22 protein-coding genes are annotated in these 18,633 nt (G+C 74.1%); 7 read left to right on the forward strand and 15 right to left on the reverse strand.

Features of this window, described 5'->3' with window-relative positions; genetic code table 11:
- Positions 1-835: MFS transporter (locus tag ABEA81_RS07435; protein WP_345604089.1), on the reverse strand; the 835-nt coding region annotated here is incomplete at its 3' end.
- Positions 835-1,401, reverse strand: coding sequence for a TetR/AcrR family transcriptional regulator (locus tag ABEA81_RS07440; protein ID WP_345604090.1), 567 nt, complete (start codon positions 1,399-1,401; stop codon positions 835-837). The genes ABEA81_RS07435 and ABEA81_RS07440, both read right to left, overlap by 1 nt.
- Positions 1,402-1,453: 52 nt before the next feature.
- Here ABEA81_RS07440 and idi point away from each other — a divergent pair, with 52 nt between their 5' ends.
- From idi to ABEA81_RS07455, 3 genes are read left to right on the forward strand one after another with little or no spacing between them, the layout of a single operon-like run.
- Positions 1,454-1,981, forward strand: a complete 528-nt coding sequence (gene idi / locus ABEA81_RS07445) for an isopentenyl-diphosphate Delta-isomerase (RefSeq protein ID WP_345604092.1) — start codon at positions 1,454-1,456, stop codon at positions 1,979-1,981.
- On the forward strand, positions 1,978-2,922 hold the full coding sequence (locus ABEA81_RS07450; protein WP_345604093.1) for a ribose-phosphate diphosphokinase: 945 nt from the start codon (positions 1,978-1,980) through the stop codon (positions 2,920-2,922). Before idi ends, ABEA81_RS07450 begins: the two co-directional genes overlap by 4 nt.
- Positions 2,922-3,947, forward strand: coding sequence for a hypothetical protein (locus ABEA81_RS07455; protein ID WP_345604094.1), 1,026 nt, complete (start codon positions 2,922-2,924; stop codon positions 3,945-3,947). The genes ABEA81_RS07450 and ABEA81_RS07455 overlap by 1 nt, the downstream gene beginning before the upstream one ends.
- On the opposite strand, the gene ABEA81_RS07460 is transcribed toward ABEA81_RS07455, so the two are convergent.
- Complete coding sequence (locus ABEA81_RS07460; RefSeq protein ID WP_345604095.1) at positions 3,935-4,444, reverse strand: cupin domain-containing protein; 510 nt, start codon at positions 4,442-4,444, stop codon at positions 3,935-3,937. The two genes, ABEA81_RS07455 and ABEA81_RS07460, sit on opposite strands and share 13 nt — an antisense overlap.
- Before the next feature lie 114 nt (positions 4,445-4,558).
- Here ABEA81_RS07460 and ABEA81_RS07465 point away from each other — a divergent pair, with 114 nt between their 5' ends.
- Entirely contained in the window at positions 4,559-4,921 is a 363-nt protein-coding gene (locus tag ABEA81_RS07465) for a VOC family protein (protein WP_345604096.1), read from the forward strand.
- A gap of 140 nt (positions 4,922-5,061) precedes the next feature.
- Here the strand turns inward: ABEA81_RS07465 and ABEA81_RS07470 are convergent, their stop codons facing one another.
- The gene (locus tag ABEA81_RS07470) at positions 5,062-5,274 is read right to left on the reverse strand and encodes a hypothetical protein (RefSeq protein WP_345604097.1); all 213 of its coding nucleotides are present in this window, start codon (positions 5,272-5,274) and stop codon (positions 5,062-5,064) included.
- Positions 5,275-5,487: 213 nt separating this feature from the next.
- Here ABEA81_RS07470 and ABEA81_RS07475 point away from each other — a divergent pair, with 213 nt between their 5' ends.
- Both ABEA81_RS07475 and ABEA81_RS07480 read left to right on the forward strand, forming a co-directional pair.
- Complete coding sequence (locus ABEA81_RS07475) at positions 5,488-5,673, forward strand: MerR family transcriptional regulator (protein WP_345604098.1); 186 nt, start codon at positions 5,488-5,490, stop codon at positions 5,671-5,673.
- Positions 5,674-5,715: 42 nt separating this feature from the next.
- Positions 5,716-6,750, forward strand: coding sequence for a methyltransferase (locus ABEA81_RS07480; RefSeq protein WP_345604099.1), 1,035 nt, complete (start codon positions 5,716-5,718; stop codon positions 6,748-6,750).
- Here ABEA81_RS07480 and ABEA81_RS07485 read toward each other — a convergent pair.
- From ABEA81_RS07485 to ABEA81_RS07495, 3 genes are all read right to left on the reverse strand, one after another.
- A complete protein-coding gene (locus tag ABEA81_RS07485; RefSeq protein WP_345604101.1) occupies positions 6,702-8,168 on the reverse strand; it encodes an MFS transporter in 1,467 nt (488 codons plus the stop codon). The two genes, ABEA81_RS07480 and ABEA81_RS07485, sit on opposite strands and share 49 nt — an antisense overlap.
- Before the next feature lie 287 nt (positions 8,169-8,455).
- A complete protein-coding gene (locus ABEA81_RS07490) occupies positions 8,456-8,920 on the reverse strand; it encodes a group II truncated hemoglobin (protein ID WP_345604102.1) in 465 nt (154 codons plus the stop codon).
- Between the two features lie 78 nt (positions 8,921-8,998).
- The gene (locus ABEA81_RS07495; protein ID WP_345604103.1) at positions 8,999-9,637 is read right to left on the reverse strand and encodes a TetR/AcrR family transcriptional regulator; all 639 of its coding nucleotides are present in this window, start codon (positions 9,635-9,637) and stop codon (positions 8,999-9,001) included.
- A gap of 63 nt (positions 9,638-9,700) precedes the next feature.
- On the opposite strand from ABEA81_RS07495, the gene ABEA81_RS07500 reads away from it, so the two are divergent.
- Positions 9,701-10,744 (forward strand): aldo/keto reductase, encoded by a 1,044-nt coding sequence (locus tag ABEA81_RS07500; RefSeq protein ID WP_345604104.1) that lies wholly within the window; start codon positions 9,701-9,703, stop codon positions 10,742-10,744.
- Between the two features lies 1 nt (position 10,745).
- On the opposite strand, the gene ABEA81_RS07505 is transcribed toward ABEA81_RS07500, so the two are convergent.
- From ABEA81_RS07505 to ABEA81_RS07540, 8 genes are all read right to left on the reverse strand, one after another.
- Positions 10,746-11,714, reverse strand: coding sequence for an ABC transporter substrate-binding protein (locus ABEA81_RS07505; protein ID WP_345604105.1), 969 nt, complete (start codon positions 11,712-11,714; stop codon positions 10,746-10,748).
- 119 nt (positions 11,715-11,833) lie between these two features.
- Positions 11,834-12,979 (reverse strand): NAD(P)/FAD-dependent oxidoreductase, encoded by a 1,146-nt coding sequence (locus ABEA81_RS07510; RefSeq protein WP_345604106.1) that lies wholly within the window; start codon positions 12,977-12,979, stop codon positions 11,834-11,836.
- 18 nt (positions 12,980-12,997) lie between these two features.
- Positions 12,998-13,789, reverse strand: a complete 792-nt coding sequence (locus tag ABEA81_RS07515) for an ABC transporter permease (RefSeq protein ID WP_345604107.1) — start codon at positions 13,787-13,789, stop codon at positions 12,998-13,000.
- Positions 13,786-14,655: an ABC transporter permease gene (locus ABEA81_RS07520; RefSeq protein ID WP_345604108.1), complete on the reverse strand. Its 870-nt coding sequence runs from the start codon at positions 14,653-14,655 to the stop codon at positions 13,786-13,788. Before ABEA81_RS07520 ends, ABEA81_RS07515 begins: the two co-directional genes overlap by 4 nt.
- The gene (locus ABEA81_RS07525) at positions 14,613-15,704 is read right to left on the reverse strand and encodes an ABC transporter ATP-binding protein (RefSeq protein WP_345604109.1); all 1,092 of its coding nucleotides are present in this window, start codon (positions 15,702-15,704) and stop codon (positions 14,613-14,615) included. Before ABEA81_RS07525 ends, ABEA81_RS07520 begins: the two co-directional genes overlap by 43 nt.
- Positions 15,701-16,759, reverse strand: coding sequence for an ABC transporter substrate-binding protein (locus ABEA81_RS07530; RefSeq protein WP_345604110.1), 1,059 nt, complete (start codon positions 16,757-16,759; stop codon positions 15,701-15,703). The genes ABEA81_RS07525 and ABEA81_RS07530 overlap by 4 nt, the downstream gene beginning before the upstream one ends.
- 11 nt (positions 16,760-16,770) lie before the next feature.
- On the reverse strand, positions 16,771-17,904 hold the full coding sequence (gene solA, locus ABEA81_RS07535; protein ID WP_345604111.1) for an N-methyl-L-tryptophan oxidase: 1,134 nt from the start codon (positions 17,902-17,904) through the stop codon (positions 16,771-16,773).
- On the reverse strand, positions 17,901-18,626 hold the full coding sequence (locus ABEA81_RS07540) for a GntR family transcriptional regulator (RefSeq protein ID WP_345604112.1): 726 nt from the start codon (positions 18,624-18,626) through the stop codon (positions 17,901-17,903). Before ABEA81_RS07540 ends, solA begins: the two co-directional genes overlap by 4 nt.
- Positions 18,627-18,633: the final 7 nt, after the last annotated feature.

Below are 18,633 nucleotides of genomic sequence, written 5' to 3' on the forward strand. Positions count from 1 at the left end.
GCGCGGCCACGCGGGCGGCGCCGAGGCGGTCGGTCACGATCCCGGCGAGCGGCGCGGTCAACCCGCCGAGCAGCGCGAACGCGCCGAAGACCAGCCCGATGCCGGTGGAGCCGAGCCCGAGCGCCGACAGGTGCAGCGGCAGCACCGGCTCGGCGAACGCGATCGCCGCCGCCCCGAGCGCGGTGAGCCCGATCAGCAGGCCGGCCCGCGGTCCCCGCGCGACCTCCCGCAACGAGGCCGATGCCGGCGCGGCCGCGGTGGGCCCGACCCACGCGAGCCGCGCCCCGGCGGCGGCCGCCGCCAGCACCGCGACCAGCACGAACGGGGCGTGCGGGCCGAACGCGTCGGCGAGGAACCCCGAGACGGCCGGGCCGAGCAGCACGCCGAGCCCGACGGCGGAGAGCGCGAACCCCATCACGGTGCCACGTCGCTCGGGCGGGTGGGTGCCGGCGATCAGCGCCAGCCCGGCCGCCCAGCTCGCGGCCGCCGCGACGCCCTGCGCCGCCCGCGCGAGCGAGAGCACGGCGAGGCCGACGGCACCCGGGACGTCGACCACGGCCGCGAACAGCGCCGTCGCGGCGGCGAGCGCGATCAGGCCGGCGAGCAGGGGTGCCCGCGCGCCGCTCCGGTCGACCCAGCGGCCGACCACCGGCGTCGCGACGAGCATCGCCACCGCGTACGCGGCGAAGAGCAGCCCCGCGGCACCGGACGAGCCGGCGACCGCCGGGAGCACGGGCAGCAGCGGTACGAGGCTGCCGTACAGGAACATGTCGACGGCGAGCGCCAGCGTGACGACCCCGGCGGCGGCGCGGGGGCGGGTCGGTCCGCGGGACATCACGGGAGGATCCCTCCGAGTAGGGGCCGCACGCTGGTGGCGTCGGCCGGGGGAACGAGGGCCGGGTCGTGGCCGGCGAGCAGCGCGGTGCCGCACAGCCACGTGAGGAGGTGGGCGGCGGCCGGGGCCGGGTCGGCGGTCGGGGCCACGGCGGCCCGCAACCGGTCGCGCCACGCGTGGAAGCCTGCCGCCTTCTCCGCGAGCGCGCCGGAGGAGGCGGCCGCGCGCATGCTCACCGCCATCAGGGCGGCGAACCGGCGGTCGGTGTGCAGCGCCGTGAGCCAGGCGAGTGCGAACGCTTCGAGGCGGTCGGCGAGCGGGACGCCCGGGGTGTCGAGCGCGGCCCAGACGGGGGCGGCGACCACGTCCCACGTCTCGCCGAGCACGGCGGCCAGGAGCGCCTCCTTGTCCGCGAAGTGGTGGTAGACCGCGCCGCGCGTGACGCCGGCGTCCTCGGCGATCGCGGCGAGCGTCGCCCGGTCGATCCCGTCGCGGGCGAAGGCGAAGAGCGCGGCATCGAGGACGGCGGCGCGCGTGGCTGCGGTGTCCTCGGCGGTACGGCGCACGGCCTATTGATACATGCATGTATGTATGAAAGGCAAGCACTACGGTGGGCACGTGACGGAGCAGGTCGTACTCCTCGACGACGGCGGCTGCCCCATCGGCGTCGCCGACAAGGCCACCGTGCACGGGGCGAGCACACCGCTCCACCTGGCGTTCTCCTGCTACGGCTTCGACGGCGCAGGCCGGCTGCTCGTCACCCGGCGGGCCCGCCACAAGGTGACCTTCCCCGGCGTGCGCACCAACACCTGCTGCGGCCACCCGGCGCCGGGCGAGGCGGTGGCGGATGCCGTCCGGCGGCGGCTGGCCGACGAGCTCGGCGTGGGCGCCGTCGACCTGCGGCTCGTGCTGCCCGACTTCGCCTACCGGGCGGCCGCCGGGGGCGTCGAGGAGAACGAGCTCTGCCCCGTCTACGTGTGCACGCTCGTCGGCGAGCCGCACGCCCGGCCCGACGAGGTCGAGTCCGTGGAGTGGTGGAGCTGGGAGGCGTTCCTCGCGGCGGCCACGGCGGGCGAGCTCTCCCCGTGGGCGCAGCTGCAGGCCCCGCTGCTCGATGCCCGCCGAGACGATTGGAACATGCGATGAGGGAGATCACGATCTTCAGCGGCTCGGCCCACCGGGAGCTCGCGGCCGCCATCTGCCACCACCTCGAGGTGCCGCTCGCGCCCTCGCGGGTCACCCGGTTCGCCAACGACTGCCTCGAGGTCCAGCTGCTGGCCAACTGTCGCGAGCGGGACGTGTTCATCGTGCAGCCGCTGGCGCCGCCCGTTCAGGACAACCTCGTCGAGCTGCTCCTGATGCTCGACGCGGCCCGCGGCGCGTCGGCCGCGCGGATCACGGTGGTGATGCCGCACTTCGCCTACGCCCGCTCGGACAAGAAGGGCGCCCCGCGCATCTCGATCGCCGCCCGCCTGGTGGCCGACCTCATGCAGACGGCAGGCGCCGACCGGGTCCTCACGATGACGCTGCACTCCCCGCAGGTGCACGGCTTCTTCGGGGTGCCGGTCGACCACCTGCACGCCCTGCACGAGCTGGCCCGCCACTTCCGCGGCGGGGACCTCTCCAACTCGGTGGTCGTGTCGCCCGACCTGGGCAACGCCAAGGAGGCCTCGCGCTTCGCGCGGCTGCTCGGCCTGCCCGTCGCGGCCGCGGCGAAGGAGCGGATCTCCGATGACAAGGTCCTGATCAGCTCGATCATCGGCGACGTCCGCGGCAAGGACGTCGTGGTGCTCGACGACGAGATCGCCCGCGGCAGCACGATCGTCGAGCTGCTCGACCGGCTCGTCGAGCACGACGTCGCCTCGATCCGGGTCGCGTGCACCCACGGCCTGTTCAGCGACGGCGCGCTGGACCGGATCGGGCGGCGCGACGACGTCGCGGAGATCGTGTGCACCAACACCGTGCCGCTGCCCGGCGCCGAGGACGCCCCGAAGCTCACCGTGATCTCGGTCGCCCCCGCGCTCGCCGAGGCGATGCGCCGGATCCACAACGGCGAGTCGGTGAGCGTGCTGTTCGACGAGCACTGATGCTGGCCGGGGAGGCGCGGGCCGCGGCCCTGGACTGGGCGCGGTGCCGGACCGAGCCGGGCTTCCGGGGGGCCTACCTCGCGGGCTCCACCGCGGACCGGCCCGCCGACGCCGTGCAGCCGCCCTGGTCGGACGTCGACGTCACCGTCGTGGTGGCCGGAACGGCTCCCCCGAAGCCGGGCAAGATCCGCCACCACGGTGCGCTCCTCGACGTCTCGTACCTGCCGGAGGAGCTCCTCGCCGACCCCGATCGCGTCGCGGCCACCCACTACCTCGCGCCGTCGTTCGCCGGCCCGGACGGCGTGCTGCTCGACCCCACCGGGCTGCTCGGGCGGCTGCGGGCCGCGATCGCGCCGACCTACGACTCGCCGGGGGCACGGCGCCGCCGGGTCGCGGACGTGCTCACGGCGATCCGGATGCGGCTGTCCGCGATCGACGCGGCTGCCCGATGGCCCCAGCAGGTGCAGGCCTGGCTCTTCCCGTCCACCCTCGGCACGGTCGCGGCGCTGGTGGCGGCCGGAGAGCGCCCGACGGTCCGGCTGCGCTTCCGGCGCGCCCGCGACGTGCTCCACGACCGTCCCGGCGGCTACGCCCGAATGCTGGAGCTGCTCGGATGCGCCGGTGTCGACGCCGGGGTGGTGGTGCGCCACCTCGACCGGCTCGGCGACCTGTTCGACGAGGCCGCCGCGGTCGGCAGCACCCCGTTCCCCTTCTCGTCGGACATCAGCGCCGAGGCCCGGCCGATCGCGATCGACGGCAGCCGCGCGCTCGTCGACGCGGGGGATCACCGCGAGGCGGTGTTCTGGATCGTCGCCACGTTCGCCCGCTGCCAGCAGGTCCTCGACGCCGACGCGCCACCGGAGCGCTCCCGGGCCGCGGAGCGTGCGTTCCGGGACGCGCTGGCGGAGCTCACCGGCGTGCGCGGCCCGGACGACCTGCGCGCCCGGTCCTCCGCCACCGTCGCCCTGCTCCCGGAGCTGGAGGACGTGGCGGCGACCATCGTCGGCTCCCGTCAGACGAAGTAGCTGTCGTGGCGCGTGAAGAACTCGGCGCGCTGCTCGTCGTTCATAGCGGCCAGCTGGGTGATCCCCTCGAAGTAGGCCTCGCGGGGTGCCCCGGGTGTGAAGAGCATCAGCATGGACACCGGCTCGCCGGACTCGTTGCGGAACGCGTGCAGCCCGCCCGGCGGGACGTACAGGAAGTCGCCCGTGGTGCCGTCGATCCAGCGCTCGCCGTCGAACAGCCGCAGCGTCCCGGACAGGACGAAGAACGACTCCGACATCGTCCGGTGGAAGTGCGTCGCCGGTCCACCGGGCTCCGGACCCATGTCGACGCGGTAGAGCCCGAAATCGCCATCGCTGGACGGCCCGGTGGCCAGGTAGTGGTAGGCGGTCCCGGAGCCGACCGTTGGACCGGAGGAGGTGACCGGCGTGGACACGAAGTCGGGTGCCGTGCTCGCGGAACGGAACGTCGCATTGATCTCCCCCGCCGCGCCGGCGTAGCGGGGATGTGGGTAGGACACGAGGCCTCCTGTGGGTGAACCGTCGGACCGTCGGCCCGGTGCCGGCCAGTGTTCGGCCTGAACCCGGGTCGAGGTCAATCCCCGGCTGCGCCGGATCCGGCTACCGTCGTGGGCATGGTCAGCAGGCTGATCGCGGTGGCCGTCGACTGCCGGGACCCGGAGCGCTGCGCCACCTTCTGGTGCGCCGCGCTCGGCACGGAGGTGGACCGGCGGTGGCGCGATGCCCACGGTGTCGAGTACGTGCAGATCGGCACGGGGAAGGGCCCGTTGCTGCTCTTCCGGCCGGTGCCCGAGGCGCGGTCGGGGAAGAACCGGCTGCACCTGGACATCGCGCCCGCCGTCGGCACGCAGGAGGCCGAGGTCGCGCGGCTCGTCGACCTGGGCGCCACCCGGATCGCCGACGAGCCGGAGCTCCCGTGGGTGGTGCTCGCCGATCCGGAGGGCAACGAGTTCTGCGTGCTGCCCCCCAACGGCTGATCGAACTGAGCAGCACGTGGGCGCTGCTGCGATGACCCCGGCGTACTGATCGCCGGCACTGATCGGTTCGAGCAGGACCTCGGCGCTGCCGGGATCGCGCTGGTGCTTCTCGCGGCGGCGGTGGGGGCCGCGGTGGGGGTTCAGTGCCGGGTCGCGAGAAGGCGGCGCGCGGTGTCCGCGACCAGCCACAGGCTGCACGGCCAGGCGAGGTGGGCGCTGCCCGTGCCCGGCAGCCCGCACCCGCGGCAGCGGCTCCTGGCGTCCGGGACGTGCGCCGCCAGCAGGACCTCGACGACCTGCGGCATGCGCGCCAGCTGCGCAGCAACGGGCGATGGTTCTGTAGCGTCCCGCATCGGGTCCGCACTCCTCAGCAGTGTGGGTCAAGGCCCCGGCCTGGTGTTGCAGCACCCGGCCGGGGCCGCCTCGGGTGGAGGCCCACCGATCGTCCCAGCGTCGACTGAAATGCACAATATGACTTTAGCGTTTGATACGGTGGGTTAGGCTGGTTCGCCGTATGTGCTGATGAGCGACGTCTTCGCTCAGTTCGCTGATCTACCGTCTGACTTGTGGGGAAGCGTCTGATCTCGACGGGCGAGCTCGCCCGCGAGCTCGGCGTCGCCCGCGGCACGATCCTGGTGTGGATCAGCAACGGCGTGATCACACCGGAGTACACGACGCCGGGCGGGCACCACAGGTGGGTGCTCGAGGACGTCCGCCGTCAGCTCCGGGACGCACGGCAGCGCGACGAGTAGGTATCTGGATCCGGGTTCCGCCCGCTCGTACCGTCCATGGGCATGACATCCGCCGCCTCGCGGCTCGCCCGGCTCGCCGACGGCTACGTCGTGACGCAGCTGCTGTGGGTCGCGGCCGAGCTGCGGATCGCCGACGCGCTGGCCGACGGCCCGCGTTCCGCGAAGGAGCTCGCCACGCAGGTCGGCGCCGACCCGGACGTGCTGCGCCGGGTGCTGCGGGGTCTCGCGGCGGAGGAGGTTCTCGACGATCTCCCCGGCGACCGGTTCGGGCTCACCGCTACGGGCGAACTCCTGCGTGACGGGGTCGAGGGCTCGCAGCGTGGTGCCGTCCTCGCCCGCGGTGGCCTCTACTACGGCGCGCTGGCCGGGTTGCTGGACGCGGTGCGGGACGGCGGCGTCCCGTTCGAGCTCGTCCACGGCAGGACGTTCTTCCAGCACCTCGACATCCACCCCGCGGAGAGCGCCCGCTTCCAATCGTCGATGGCGGTGCGCGCCGCGCGCGAGGCGGCCGCGGTGGTGGAGGCGTACGACTTCCGCCGGTTCCGCACGCTCGTGGACGTCGGTGGCGGCACCGGCGTGCTGCTCGCGGAGATCCTGCGGGCGGCCCCGCCCGTGTCCGGTGTGCTGTTCGACCGGCCCGAGGTCGTTCGGGGCTCACAGCTGCCGCACGTCGGCGGCGACTTCTTCGCCGAGGTCCCGGCGGGCGCGGAGGCCTACGTGCTCTCCCGCGTGATCCACGACTGGCCCGGCGCCGAGGCCGTCGCGATACTGAGGACCGTCCGCCGCGCGATCCCGGACTCCGGCACGCTGCTGCTGGTCGAGGCGGTGCTCCCGGCGCGGGCGTCCGACGACCCCGCGGCGGTGCGGATGGACGTGCACATGCTGACGCTGCTGGGTGGCCAGGAGCGGACGGCCGACGAGTTCGCGGCGCTGCTGGCGGCCGCCGGTTTCCGGCTCGACCGGGTCATGCCGACGGGACCGAGGAGCGGGGTGCACGTCCTCGTGGCCCGGCCGGCCGAGGTCCCCCGTCACTCCGACCGGCCACGCAGCAGGGCCGCCAGCGGCGGCGAGTCGTAGGCCGGTCCGTCGCCGTCCACCCACCGCCGGATGTGGGGAGCCTGGGGTGGGGAGCCGCCGAGCAGGAGCACCCCGGTCAGCGCGACGGCCCCGGCGGCCGCGGTGCCCGCGACGAGCAGCGCGGCGTGCCGGACGCCGGTGGCGGGATCCGCCGCGGAGGTGGCCGCGCGCAGCAGCAGCGGGGCGAGCAGGAAGGCCGCCTCGGCGCGCAGGAGCTGCACGAGCGCGAACGCGGGACCGAGCCGCGGGGCGGGCACGCTGAGCGCACCCAGGAAGAGCCCCGGCCCGACGCCCGCGCCGGCCCCGAGGCCGAGCAACGCTCCGGCCGCAGCGGCCAGCGGGACGGCCGGGAGCGCCCCCGCGACGGCCAGCAGCACACCGGCCGCCGCCGTGGTGAGCAGGCCGCCCAGCACGAGCACCGGCAACCAGCGGGTGGGCAGCACGCGGACGATGAGCCACAGCGCGACCGCCATCCCGAGCACCTGGGTGGCGAGCACGGCGCCGACGGCCGCCGGACCCATGCCCTCGACCTGCTGGAGGCGGACGACGGCGAGCTCGACGAGGGTCGTGAAGGCGGCGCCGCTGAGCATCGCGGCGCCGACCCCGGTGACCGGCAGGGTGTGCGCGATCAGCCGCACGGGCATCAGCGGCCGCTCCTTGCGGTACTCGCGCACGACGAGGACGACCAGCGCGGCCACGCCGACGCCGGTCACCAGCACCGCGGCCGGCGGCGGGGCGGGTGCCGCGGCCAGCAGGCTGACCCCGAGGAACGGCAGGATCGTGGCCGCCGCGGCGAGCGGGATGCCGGACGGGTCGAAACCCATGTGCGGGTTCGGGTCGCCGCCGCGCTCGAAGCCCAGCACGCCGACCACGAGTGCGGCGAGGGCCACCACGGCCGCCCCGGCGAACAGCAGCCGCCACCGCTCCGGGCCTGCCGCCACGCCGCCGACCGTCGTCCCGATCGCGGCGCCGCCGAACAGGCCCAGGTTGATCAACGAGACGGTGAGCGGGACCCGCGCCGCCCCGTGGCGGGTGACGAGCGGGGGGAGCGCGACGACGAGCAGCATCCCGGTCGCCCCGCCGTGCAGCACCCGGCCGGCGCCGAACCAGACGACGTCCGGCGCGAGGGCGGCGATGCTCGCGCCGAGGGCGGACGTCGCGGTGCACGCCAGGTAGAGCCGCCTGGCCGGGGCGCGCTGGACGAGGTCGGCGGCGACGACCACGCACAGCGCGTACGCCGCGTTCGCCAAGCCGTTCGCGAGCTGCAGGCCGGACCTGGTCGCGCCGAGCTCCCCGCCCTGCAACGGCGTGAGCGGGAAGGACGCCGTCGACAGCACGACGAACGGGCCGAGGCCGAGCAGCGCCATCGCCAGCGCGCTCGACCAGCGCCCGGCGAGCGGGACGGGGAGCCGGCCCACGTCCGGGTCAGCCCGGCACGCCCCGGTGGCGGCGCAGCGCCGCGCCGGTCCACGGGGGCGGCGGCCCGATCGGAGCGCCCCGATCGCCGAGGCCGCACCTGCCTGCGCAGCTCCGGGACGCGGTCGGGCCGTCCGTGCGGAAGCGGTCGCGGGGTCCGGGGACGCTGCAGCGCATCCCGACGTGTTACCCGTTCAGCCGTGATCGAAGCGGGTGGCCGGGTGCCGCGGGGCGGGGTCGCTGGAGATCAGGGTGCCGGCGTGGCTGCCGGGTACGTGCCGGCCGGTGGTCACGGGGTGTACGGCGGCGCCTCTCCCCAGCCCCAGCGGGGGGTCGGGTAGTCCGTGGGCGGGTTGGCGCCCGGCGCGGAGTTGGCCTTGGCGATGCGGGTGCCCCACTCGATGTAGGCGACGAAGGCGGAGCGGAACTCGGGATCGCCGGGCAGCCCCGCCTCGTCGGCGCTCTCGGCGATCAGCTGCGCCCACCGGGCCCGCTGCTGCTCGGTGATCGCGAGGCCGATGTGGTGGGAGAGCATGGCCGGGTAGCCGCCGAGCTGGTCGGTGTACTCGGTGGGCCCGCGGAACACCTCGCCCAGCCAGCGGGCCACGTGGTCCTGGTGGTCCGGGCTCATGTGGCGGAAGATCGGCTCGAGCAGCGGGTCCTCGAGCACGCGCTCGTAGAAGACGTCGGTGAGGCGGTGCAGGGCGGCGGAGCCGCCGCACCACTCGTACAGCGTGGGAACGGCGTCGGTCACGGGATCCCTCCAGGAATTACGTAATTACAGCGTATAGAGGATCGGCCGACTTCTGAATCCGCCCAGGCGGTCGACCGGTCAGCGTGGCGGGGATCCGTAAACGGCTGCGAGCCAGACGCCGGTGATCGTGTCGACGAGGACGTCCTCGTCGTCGAACGGGGCGACACCGGCAGCCGCGAGGTACTGCAGCCTTTCGCTGAGCCAGGTGAGCGCGCTCGCCAGGTGATCGGCGGGAAGGCCGCCTCGCGGGGCGACACCCTCCGCCCGGTCGCGTTCGATGCGCTCCGCCGTGGCCGCGGTGAACCCGGCCATCAGCACCGTCCACAACTCGGTGAGCTGCGGATCGGTGTGCCAGTTCTCGACGATCGCGCGTAGGACGGGGGCCTTCCGGCGCCACAGCTCGCTCCCCGCGGTCACGGACCGGCGCAGGGCGGGCTCCGGCGGCCCGCCGCCCGCACGCGCCGTCCAGGACTCGGCTGTCGCGTGCCCGCTCTGCACGGCGCCGCGGACCAGCTCGGCGAGCACGTCGTGCTTGCCGCCGAAGTAGAAGTAGAAGCTCGCCCGGGACACGCCTGCGGCCGCGAGGATCTCCGCGACGGCGAGCTTGTCGAACGGGCGGCGGGCCAGCAGGGATTCGGTGGCCTCCAGGATCGCTGCGCGCACATCCCGGGTGACGGGCGTGGCAGCGCGCCCTCGGCGGGGAGTCGGCGCGGTCACACGCGGACCATACAGTATGTCTGGATAGGTTGTCCGTACACCCTGTATGGATGGAGGCTCCTCATGCAGTACCGGCTCCTGGGCCGCACCGGCCTGCGCGTCGCTCCGTTCGCGCTGGGGGCGATGACCTTCGGGGACACCTCGTGGGGCACCGACGAGACCACCTCCCGGGCGATCGTCGACCGCTACCTCGACGCAGGCGGCAACTTCATCGACACGGCGAACGGTTACGCATCGGGTCGCAGCGAGGAGATCCTCGGCGCCGTGTTGGCCGAGTCCGGCCGCCGCGACGAGGTCGTCCTGGCCACGAAGTTCACCGCGGCCCGCCGCGCAGGCGACCCGAACGCGGGCGGCAACGGGCGCAAGAACATCCTCGCGTCCCTCGAGGAGTCGCTGCGCCGGCTCCGCACGGACTACCTCGACCTCTACTGGCTGCACATCTGGGACACGGTGACCCCCGTGGAGGAGGTGATGTCGACCTTCGACGCCCTCGTGCGCGCCGGCAAGGTGCGGGCGGTCGGGCTGAGCGACACCCCGGCCTGGTACGCGGCGAAAGCGCAGCTGCGGGCCGCGGCGCACGGCTGGGAACCGGTGGCCGCACTGCAGCTCGAGTACTCGCTCGTCGAGCGGTCCATCGAGCGTGAACACGTCCCGGCCGCGCTCGACCTCGGCATGGGCATCGTCCCGTGGTCACCGCTCGCCCACGGGTTCCTCACCGGCAAGTACACCCGGGGCGGCGACGACGGCATCGTCGGCGAGGGCCGGGTCCAGGCCCTGCGGGCCTCTCCCTACGGCCGGAGGCACACGGAACGGGACTGGGCGGTCCTCGCCAGCCTCGTCGAGATCGCGGACGAGCTCGGCGCAAGTCCGGCGCAGGTGGCGCTGAGCTGGGTGACGAGCCGGCCGGGCGTGAGCTCGACCCTCGTCGGGGCCCGTACGGTCGCACAGCTCGAGGACAACCTCGGTGCGCTCGACGTGATCCTCTCCGCCGAGCACCTCGCGCGGCTCGAACAGCTCGGTCGCCCCGACCTCCTGCACCCGTACGACCTGCACGTGCCCGAGCACACCCGGCGGCTGCACGGTGGCGCCGTCGTCGCCGCGGGGTAGGTCACACCACCTTGCGCGCGGACTCCAGGTGCCCCGCCAGCTCGGTCGTGTACGCCGCCTGCGCGGCGTAGTCCATGCTCGCGAACACCCACGGGTAGACCTGGCGGGCCTGTCCCGCGGCCGTCCGCGCGAACGTCGGCTGGGCGAGGATCTGGTCCGCCGTCATGTCGTCGATCTGCGACTCGAGCACGATGTCGGCGGGCAGCGAGCCGACGTTCTCCCAGCTCACGATCTGCCAGTAGTAGCCGGTCCCGCCCGGGTCGACGAACCGGACGCCGAGGTCGGCGAGCGCCGTGAGGGTCGGGTCGTCGGGGGCCTTCGCCACGTAGAAGCCCTCGGCCGGGTAGGCCGCCACCACCAGCACCTGCAACCCTGACGCCGCCGCGGTGCGCAGCCGGTCGGCCGCGGCGTCGTACTCGGCGCGGGCGCCGGTGACCACCGCCGGGTCGGCGCCGAGGGCGAGCGCGAGCTGGGCCGTGCGGTCGATCACCTGCACCGCCGACCCGTCCATCGTGATCGCGACGATCGGGGCGATGCGGGCCACCGCCTCCTGCTGGGCGAGGTCGGCGAAACCGTAGAGCGGGGCCTGCGGGTCGATCGTGCCGGCGGCGTCGACGGGATAGGCGTGCGTGACGATGAGGTCCGGGTGGGCGGCGGCGAGGGCCTCCAGGTCGATCTGCCCGTACATCGGCCCGAGCTCGGCCACGCCGGACAGGTCACGGCCGGCGAACCGCTGGTCCTGGCTGATCGCGGTGTAGCCGAAAGCGGCGACCGGCTCGATCCCGTAGTTCCACAGCGACGCCACGACGTCGGTGAGGCCGGCGACCCGGGTGGGCCGGTGATCCACGGTGACCGTGGTGCCCAGGTCGTCGGTGAACGACCAGCTCCCCGTGCCGGTGGTCTCGGGCGGCGAGGTGGAGCAGGCCGTGACGGCCAGCAGGCCGGCGAGGAGCAGGCCGAGCAGTCGCATGGACGATCTCCAGTAGGTAAGAAGCCTCACCTTACTCAGAGGTGCCCCGGATGCTCCCTGCCGATGTCAGCAAAGCCACTTTCAGGACGCCACACGTCAGGAAAGTGGCTTTGCTGACCTCACTGCTCGCCGGGGCGCCGGGCCGGCGCGGGCGATGCCGTGGGGCTGCCTGCGAAGCGGCTCGGGCGGAACGCCGCCAGCAGCGGTGACTCCGTGCCGAGCAGCTCGCCGGACACCAGGTCGCCCAGGAGCGGGCCGAGGGTGATACCGCTGTGGGTCGCCACCGCGTAGAAGCGGCGGTCGGGATCGGCGAACCCCGCGATCGTCAGGCCGTCCGCCGGTAGCGGCCGCTGCCCGACGCGGATCTTCTCCAGCCGGGTGCCCGCGGTGAGGGCGAGCACGTCGGGCAGCCGCCCGGTGATCTCGGCGGCGAGCGGGCCGTCGGCGGGCGGCGGGGAGGCCGGGTCGGCGGCGCCGTCGAGGTCGAGGGCCTGCAGCAGCAGGCGCCCTCCGCCGTCGGGCCGGACGTTGAGCCGGGAGTGGGTGAGCAGCCGCGACAGCCGGGCGGGCACCGGCTCGGTGGTGGCCAGGAACCCGACGGTGGCCGAGCCGGCCAGGTCCGGGTCGAGCAGGGGCACGTCGAGCCCGGCGAGCGCGGCCACCGGTGTGCTCCACCGGCCCGCGCAGCACACGATGACGTCGGCGGCGTGCTTGTCCCCGTGCGCGGTGGTGACGGTAGGGGTCGCGAGGTCGATGCCGCTCACCTCGGTGTGCGGCAGGACGGTCGCGCCGCGGTCGCGGGCCTCGCCGAGCAGCCGGGCGTGCAGCAGCCCGGGCAGGGTGTGGGCCTCGTCGGGGTAGAACACGAACTCCGCGTCGGCGGGCGCCACGAGGTCGGGCTCCAGCGAGAGGGCCTCGGCCCGGGTGAGCCGCCGCACGGGGTAGCCGCGGCCCTCCAGCTTCGCCACGCGCGCGGCGAGCAGCGCGGCGTGCTCGTCGGTGGTGGCCCATTCCAGGTGCCCGGTGGGGAAGAACCAGGATGTCGGCCCGCCGGCGAGCGCGTGGTGGGCGGCGACGCCCGCGCTGTTGAGCTCGAAGTAGGGCTGCGGGTCCTTGTTGTTCGCGTTGACCCACGCGAACGACGTCGCTGTCGTGCCCGCGCCCGGGCGGCCGGCGTCGAGCACGGTGACCTCGGTGCCGCGCCGGGTCAGGGCCGCCGCGACGGCCGCGCCCACCACTCCGGCTCCGATGACGACAACACGCACGGGAAGAGCTCCGTTCTTTCAGCGACTGGTGCCGAACAGGCGGGCGACGCCGACCACGCGTTCGATGACGAGCGCGGCCACGACGGCCAGCAGCACCATCAGCGTGCCGACGGCGGTGACCGTGGGGTCGTAGTTGTACTGGAGGTAGTTGAAGATCCGGACGGGCAGCGTCTGCATGTCGGTGGTCACCACGAACAGGGCGACGGTGAGGTCGTCGAACGAGGTGATCAGCGCGAAGAACGCCCCCGCGATCAGCGAGCCGCGCACCGCGGGCAGCGTGACGTGCCAGAACACCTGCAGCGAGCTCGCGCCCAGCCCGGCGGCCGCGCGCTCGGCCGAGCGGTCCAGGCCGTGCAGGCCGGCCAGCACGAGCCGCACCGTATAGGGCACGGTCAGCACGAGGTGCGCGAGCAGCAGGGTGAACGGGCTGGAGGCCATGCCCAGCTGCGCGTACCACTGCAGGAGCCCGATGCCGAGCACGATCGTCGGCACCGCGAACGCGCTGGAGAACATCGTGTCGAGCGCCGTGCGCCCGGGGAACGGGTACCGGTGGATCGCGAGGCCCGCGGCGAGCCCGAGCACGGTGGACACGACCGCCGCGCCGATCGCGACTCCGAAGCTGAGCGCGAACGACATGAGGAACTCCGGCCTGCCGGCCAGCTCCAGGTACCAGTGCACCGTGATCCCCTGCGGTGGGAACGCGACGTAGCTGGTGGTCGTGAGCGAGGACGCGATCGTCACGAGCACGGGCGCGAGCAGGAAGAGCGCGACGAGCGTGGCGAACAGCCCTCCGGCGACCCGGCCGATCACGACAGCGCCCCCGCCCGCTTGCGCAGCAGGGCCGCGTAACCGGCCATGAGCGCCGTGGTGACCACGACGAGGATGAAGCCGATCGCGGCGGCGTAGGGCCAGTCGAGGTTCACGGTGGCCTCGGTGTAGACGAAGTACGGCATCAGCTTGACGGTCGGCCCGCCGAGGATGGCGGGGGTGACGAAGCTCGACACCGTCAGGCTGAACACGATGAGCGACCCGGCCACCATCCCGGCCACCGACAGCGGCACGGTGATCCGCCAGAAGCAGCTCCAGCCCGACGCGCCGAGGCCGCGGGCGGCCGGTACCAGCGTCGGGTCGATCCGGTCGAGCGCGGCCACGAGCGGCAGCACCATGTACGCGAGCATCACGTGCAGCATCCCGATGACCACGGCGACGTCGTTGTAGAGCATCGCCGGCGGCTCGAGCCCGACCCCGCGGAACACCGCGGCCACCGGCCCGTTCGGCCCGAGCACGACCAGCCACCCGTACGCCCGGATCACCATGCTGATCAGCAGCGGCGAGAGCAGCACGAGCGAGAGGTAGTTGCGCACCCGCGGGGAGCGACCGCGCAGGTAGAGCGCGAACGGGTACCCGATGAGCAGGCAGCCGAGCGTGGTGACGGCGCCGATCAGCAGGGTGTGCACGAGGACGTCCCGGTAGAACGGGTCGCCGAGGAAGCGCACGTAGTTGGCGAGGGTGAAGCCGCCCTGCGCGGTGCGGAAGCTGTTCAGCACCAGCGTGAAGAGCGGCGCGACGAAGAGCAGCGCGAACACCGCCATCGCGGGCAGCGCGAGCAGCAGCCCGGTCCGGCGGGCCGTGCTCACCCGGAGCGGGCGACCAGCGAGGCGTGCTGCGACGGCCACGTGCACCTCACCTCCTCCCCGGTACCCGGCACGGCGGCGGCGAACGGCACGGTGACCTCCAGCTGCCCCGCGGCGGTCTCCACGTGGCAGCGCACGCGGGTGCCGAGGAACCGGGTGGACGTGACCCGACCGGCGATTCCGTCCGTCCCGAACTGCACGGCTTCGGGCCGCACGTAGACCCGCGCCGGCGCGCCATCGGCCGGTGCCGCTCCGACCGCGGTCGCGGCGATCACATGCCCGTCCGGCAGGCGGCAGCCCCCGGCCGTGGCGACGCCGTCGAGGACGTTGACCTCGCCGACGAACGTCGCGACGAAGTCCGTGGCCGGGCGCAGGTAGACGGTCTGCGGGTCGGCGATCTGGTGGATGGTGCCCTCGTTCATCACCGCGATCCGGTCGGAGACGGCGAGGGCCTCCTCCTGGTCGTGGGTCACGAGGATCGCGGTCGTCCCGATCCGGCGCTGGAGCGCGACGACCTCGTCCCGCAGCCGCACGCGCAGCTGGGCGTCGAGGTTGGAGAACGGCTCGTCGAGCAGCAGCAGGTCGGGCTCCACGACGAGCGCCCGCGCCAGGGCGGCGCGCTGCTGCTGGCCGCCGGAGAGCTGGCGCGGGTGGCGGCCCTCCATCCCGTCGAGGCCGACCATCTCCAGCGCCTCGGTGACCTTCCGCCTGCGCTCCGCGGCCGCGGTGCGCCGCATCCGCAGCCCGAAGCCGACGTTGTCGGCCACGGTCATGTGGGGGAAGAGGGCGTAGGACTGGAACACCATGCCCATCGCGCGCCGGTTCGCCGGCACGGTCGTGAGCTCCCGGCCGTCGACCTGCACGCTGCCGGCATCCGGCAGGAGGTGGCCGGCCACGATGTTGAGGGTGGTGGTCTTGCCGCAACCCGACGGGCCGAGCAGGGTGAGGAACTCGCCGGGCTCGGTCTGCAGGTCGATGCCGCGCACGACCTCCCGGCCGCCGAGCGTCTTGCGGATCCCCCCGAGGGTCAGCCGGCCGCGCGCAGGCGCACCGACGGGCGCCCCGGTGACGGACCCGGTCGTGGCCGTCACCGGACCTCCACCTCCCGGTTCCAGCGCTCGGTCCAGGCGGCGCGGTCGCGGTTGATCGTGGGCCAGTCCAGCTTGCGCAGCTGCCCGACCTCGTCGAGCCCGACGACCTTCGACTCCAGGTCCGGTTCGAGGGTGACGCCCGGCACGACGGAGCCGTCGTAGGTGGCCCGCGCTAGCTCGGCCTGCACCGCCGGGTCGAGCAGGTGGGCGACGAACTTCTGCGCGAGGTCGGCGTGCGGTGCCCCGGCGACCACGTTCGCGGTGGTGACCAGCGCCATCGCGCCGCCCTCCGGGTAGACGAACCGCACGGGGAAGTCCTTCTCCGCGAGCGACGACACCCGCGAGACCCCCCACACCGATGCGGCCGCCTGGCCCTGCAGGAAGTAGTTGGAGACGTCGGCCGTCGTGTCGAACGTGACGGCGTTGCGCGCGATCTGCTGGACGGCGGTGAACCCGGGCTCGATGTTCTGCTCGGAACCGCCGTTCTGCACCCCCGCACCGACGAGCATGCCGACGCCGTAGGTGTTGGTGATCGACGGGAGCACCAGCGCGCCCTGGAGGCGCGGGTCGGCCAGGTCGCTCCACTTGGTGGGGGCGGGGATGCCGTGCTGGTCGAACCACTCCGGGTTGTAGGCGATGCCGGTGGCGGTCACGCCGAACCCGACGCCGACATCGCCGGGGAGCCGCGCGACGTCGACCACCTCGTCCACCGGGACGACGGCGGTGTCGAGCGGCGCGACCAGCCCGGCGTCGCGCGCCTGGGCCTGCGGGCCGTCGTCGAGCAGGGCGACGTCGATCTGCGGGCTCGCCTGCTGCGCCTTCAGCTTCGCGATGCTGTCGGTGGAGGAGCCCGGGATGTAGGTCACCGTGCAGCCGCAGGTCTGCTCGAAGCCGGGGATGATCGACTCGCGGAACGCGGTCTCGAACGAGCCGCCGTATCCGGCCACGACGAGTGCGTTCGCGTTGCCCGTCGGGGTCGGGGGCGCGCAGCCGGTGACGGCGAGCGCGAGCGCGCCCACCAGCGTGCCGAGCGCGAGCCGAAGTCTCGGGCGCATGGGGATACCTCCTACAGGGGCCGGGCGGGGGAGAGGTGGTCGACCGGCCGCGGGGTGGAGCCGGTGAGAACGAGGTCGGCCGCGGCGTCGCCGAACACGGGCGCGAGCTTGAAGCCGTGGCCGGAGAAGCCGGTGGCGACGTGCACGCGCCCGCCGAGGCCGGGGAGCGGACCGAGCAGGCCGTGCCCGTCGGGGGTGAAGCCGTCGCAGTAGGTGGCGATGCGGATCGGGTCGGGCACGAGCCCGGGCAGGACGGCGGAGACGGCCGTGCGCAACCGGTCGACCAGCTCGGGGGCGGCGCTGCGGGGCAGCGCCTCCGGGGCGTCGACGGGTGGGAACTCCCCGTGCGGGTTGACCTTCACACCCCTGCCGTCCACGGCCGGGAAGCAGGAGAAGGCGTGCGGGCCCACCCGGACCGCGATCGGGCACCGCTTCGCGTCGAACAGGCTGGGATCGTGGCGGGTGAACCAGGTGGACGTGATCGTCCGCGGCTGGACCGGGAGATCGCCGAGCAGCGTGCGGGCCCACGGCCCGGGGGCCAGGACGACGGCGTCGAACCGGTCGGTTGCTCGGTCGGTGCGGATCGTGACCCCGTCGCCGTCCGGCTCGACGTCGAGCACCCGCTCGTAGCGGCGGATCGTCGCGCCGGCCCGCTCCGCCGCGGCCGCGGCGGCCTGCACCGCGGGTTCGGGCGTCAGGAACCCGGCATCCGGGTCGAGGACGAGGACCTCGCCGTCGCCGAGGGGGTGCTCGGGCACCCGCCGCCGGGCCTCCGCCCCGGTCAGGAGCTCGACCGGCAGGTCGTACCGCTCCGCGCAGTCGAGCACGGCCCGCACCGTGGGGTGGTCGGCCGGGCCGACGGTCGCGCCCCCGACGAGGTGCAGCAGCCGCGCCCCGGCGGCCTCCTCGAGCTCGTGCCAGAGGCCGCGGGCCGCCTGCAGCAGCGGGACGTACTCGGCGCCCTCCTTGTAGGCGGTGCGGAAGATGCGGGACTCACCGCCGGCGGCGCCGCGGTCGTGACCCGGCGCGTAGGTGTCGAAGCCGGTGGCCGGCACGCCGCGGGCGGCCAACCGCCAGAGCGTCATCGCGCCCACGGTGCCCGTGCCGACGACAGCGATTCCGGGGGCGAGTCGCGGTTGGCTCATCGGGCGCTTCCGAGCGAGGTCTCGACGTAGAACCGGGAGTCCGCGGCCGGGAGGATCGCCTGCATGTGCTCGACGACCTCGTCGCGCACCGTCCAGGTGACCCGCAGCCAGCGGAACACCGCGGTGCCCTCCGGCAGGCCGAAGAGCTCCGCGTGCGTGGCGTCGAGGGCGTGCGGCTCGACGTAGAGCCGGGACCGTTCGAGCACGACGCCGCGCCGGCGCAGGTACGGGTGCGTGGTCACGTGGACCAGGTCCTGGTCGAGCAGGTCGGGCGCGTACCGGAACGGCAGCACGGCCAGCTCCGTGGCCGCCACCCGGCTCCCGTCGGCGGTGAGCTTGTGCCGCTCGACCTGCACGACGGCCTCGTCGGCGGCGACGCCGGGCAGCTGCAGCGCGGCCGTCCCGCCGGGGATCACCCGGGCGTCGACGACGCGGTGGTCGCCCGGCAGCTCCGGGCCTTCCAGGAGCAGGCCGGCCGAGCGGAGCAGGTTGTGCTCACCGGCCGTCTGCGCGACGAACGTGCCCCGGCGCCGGTAGCGCACGACGAGGCCGGCGTCGGCCATGTCGCGCAGCGCCCGCTGCACGGTGATGCGGGAGACGCCGAACTGCTCGCCGAGCTCGGCCTCGGTCGGTACGCGCGTGCCGGGCGGCCAGGTGCCGGCCAGGATGCGCGACTCCAACTCCTTGCGGATCTGCGCGTGGAGCGGGTCGCTCGTGGTCATACCCGGG

Origin of the sequence: Pseudonocardia adelaidensis (assembly GCF_039543345.1) — a bacterium.
GTDB lineage: Bacteria > Actinomycetota > Actinomycetes > Mycobacteriales > Pseudonocardiaceae > Pseudonocardia > Pseudonocardia adelaidensis.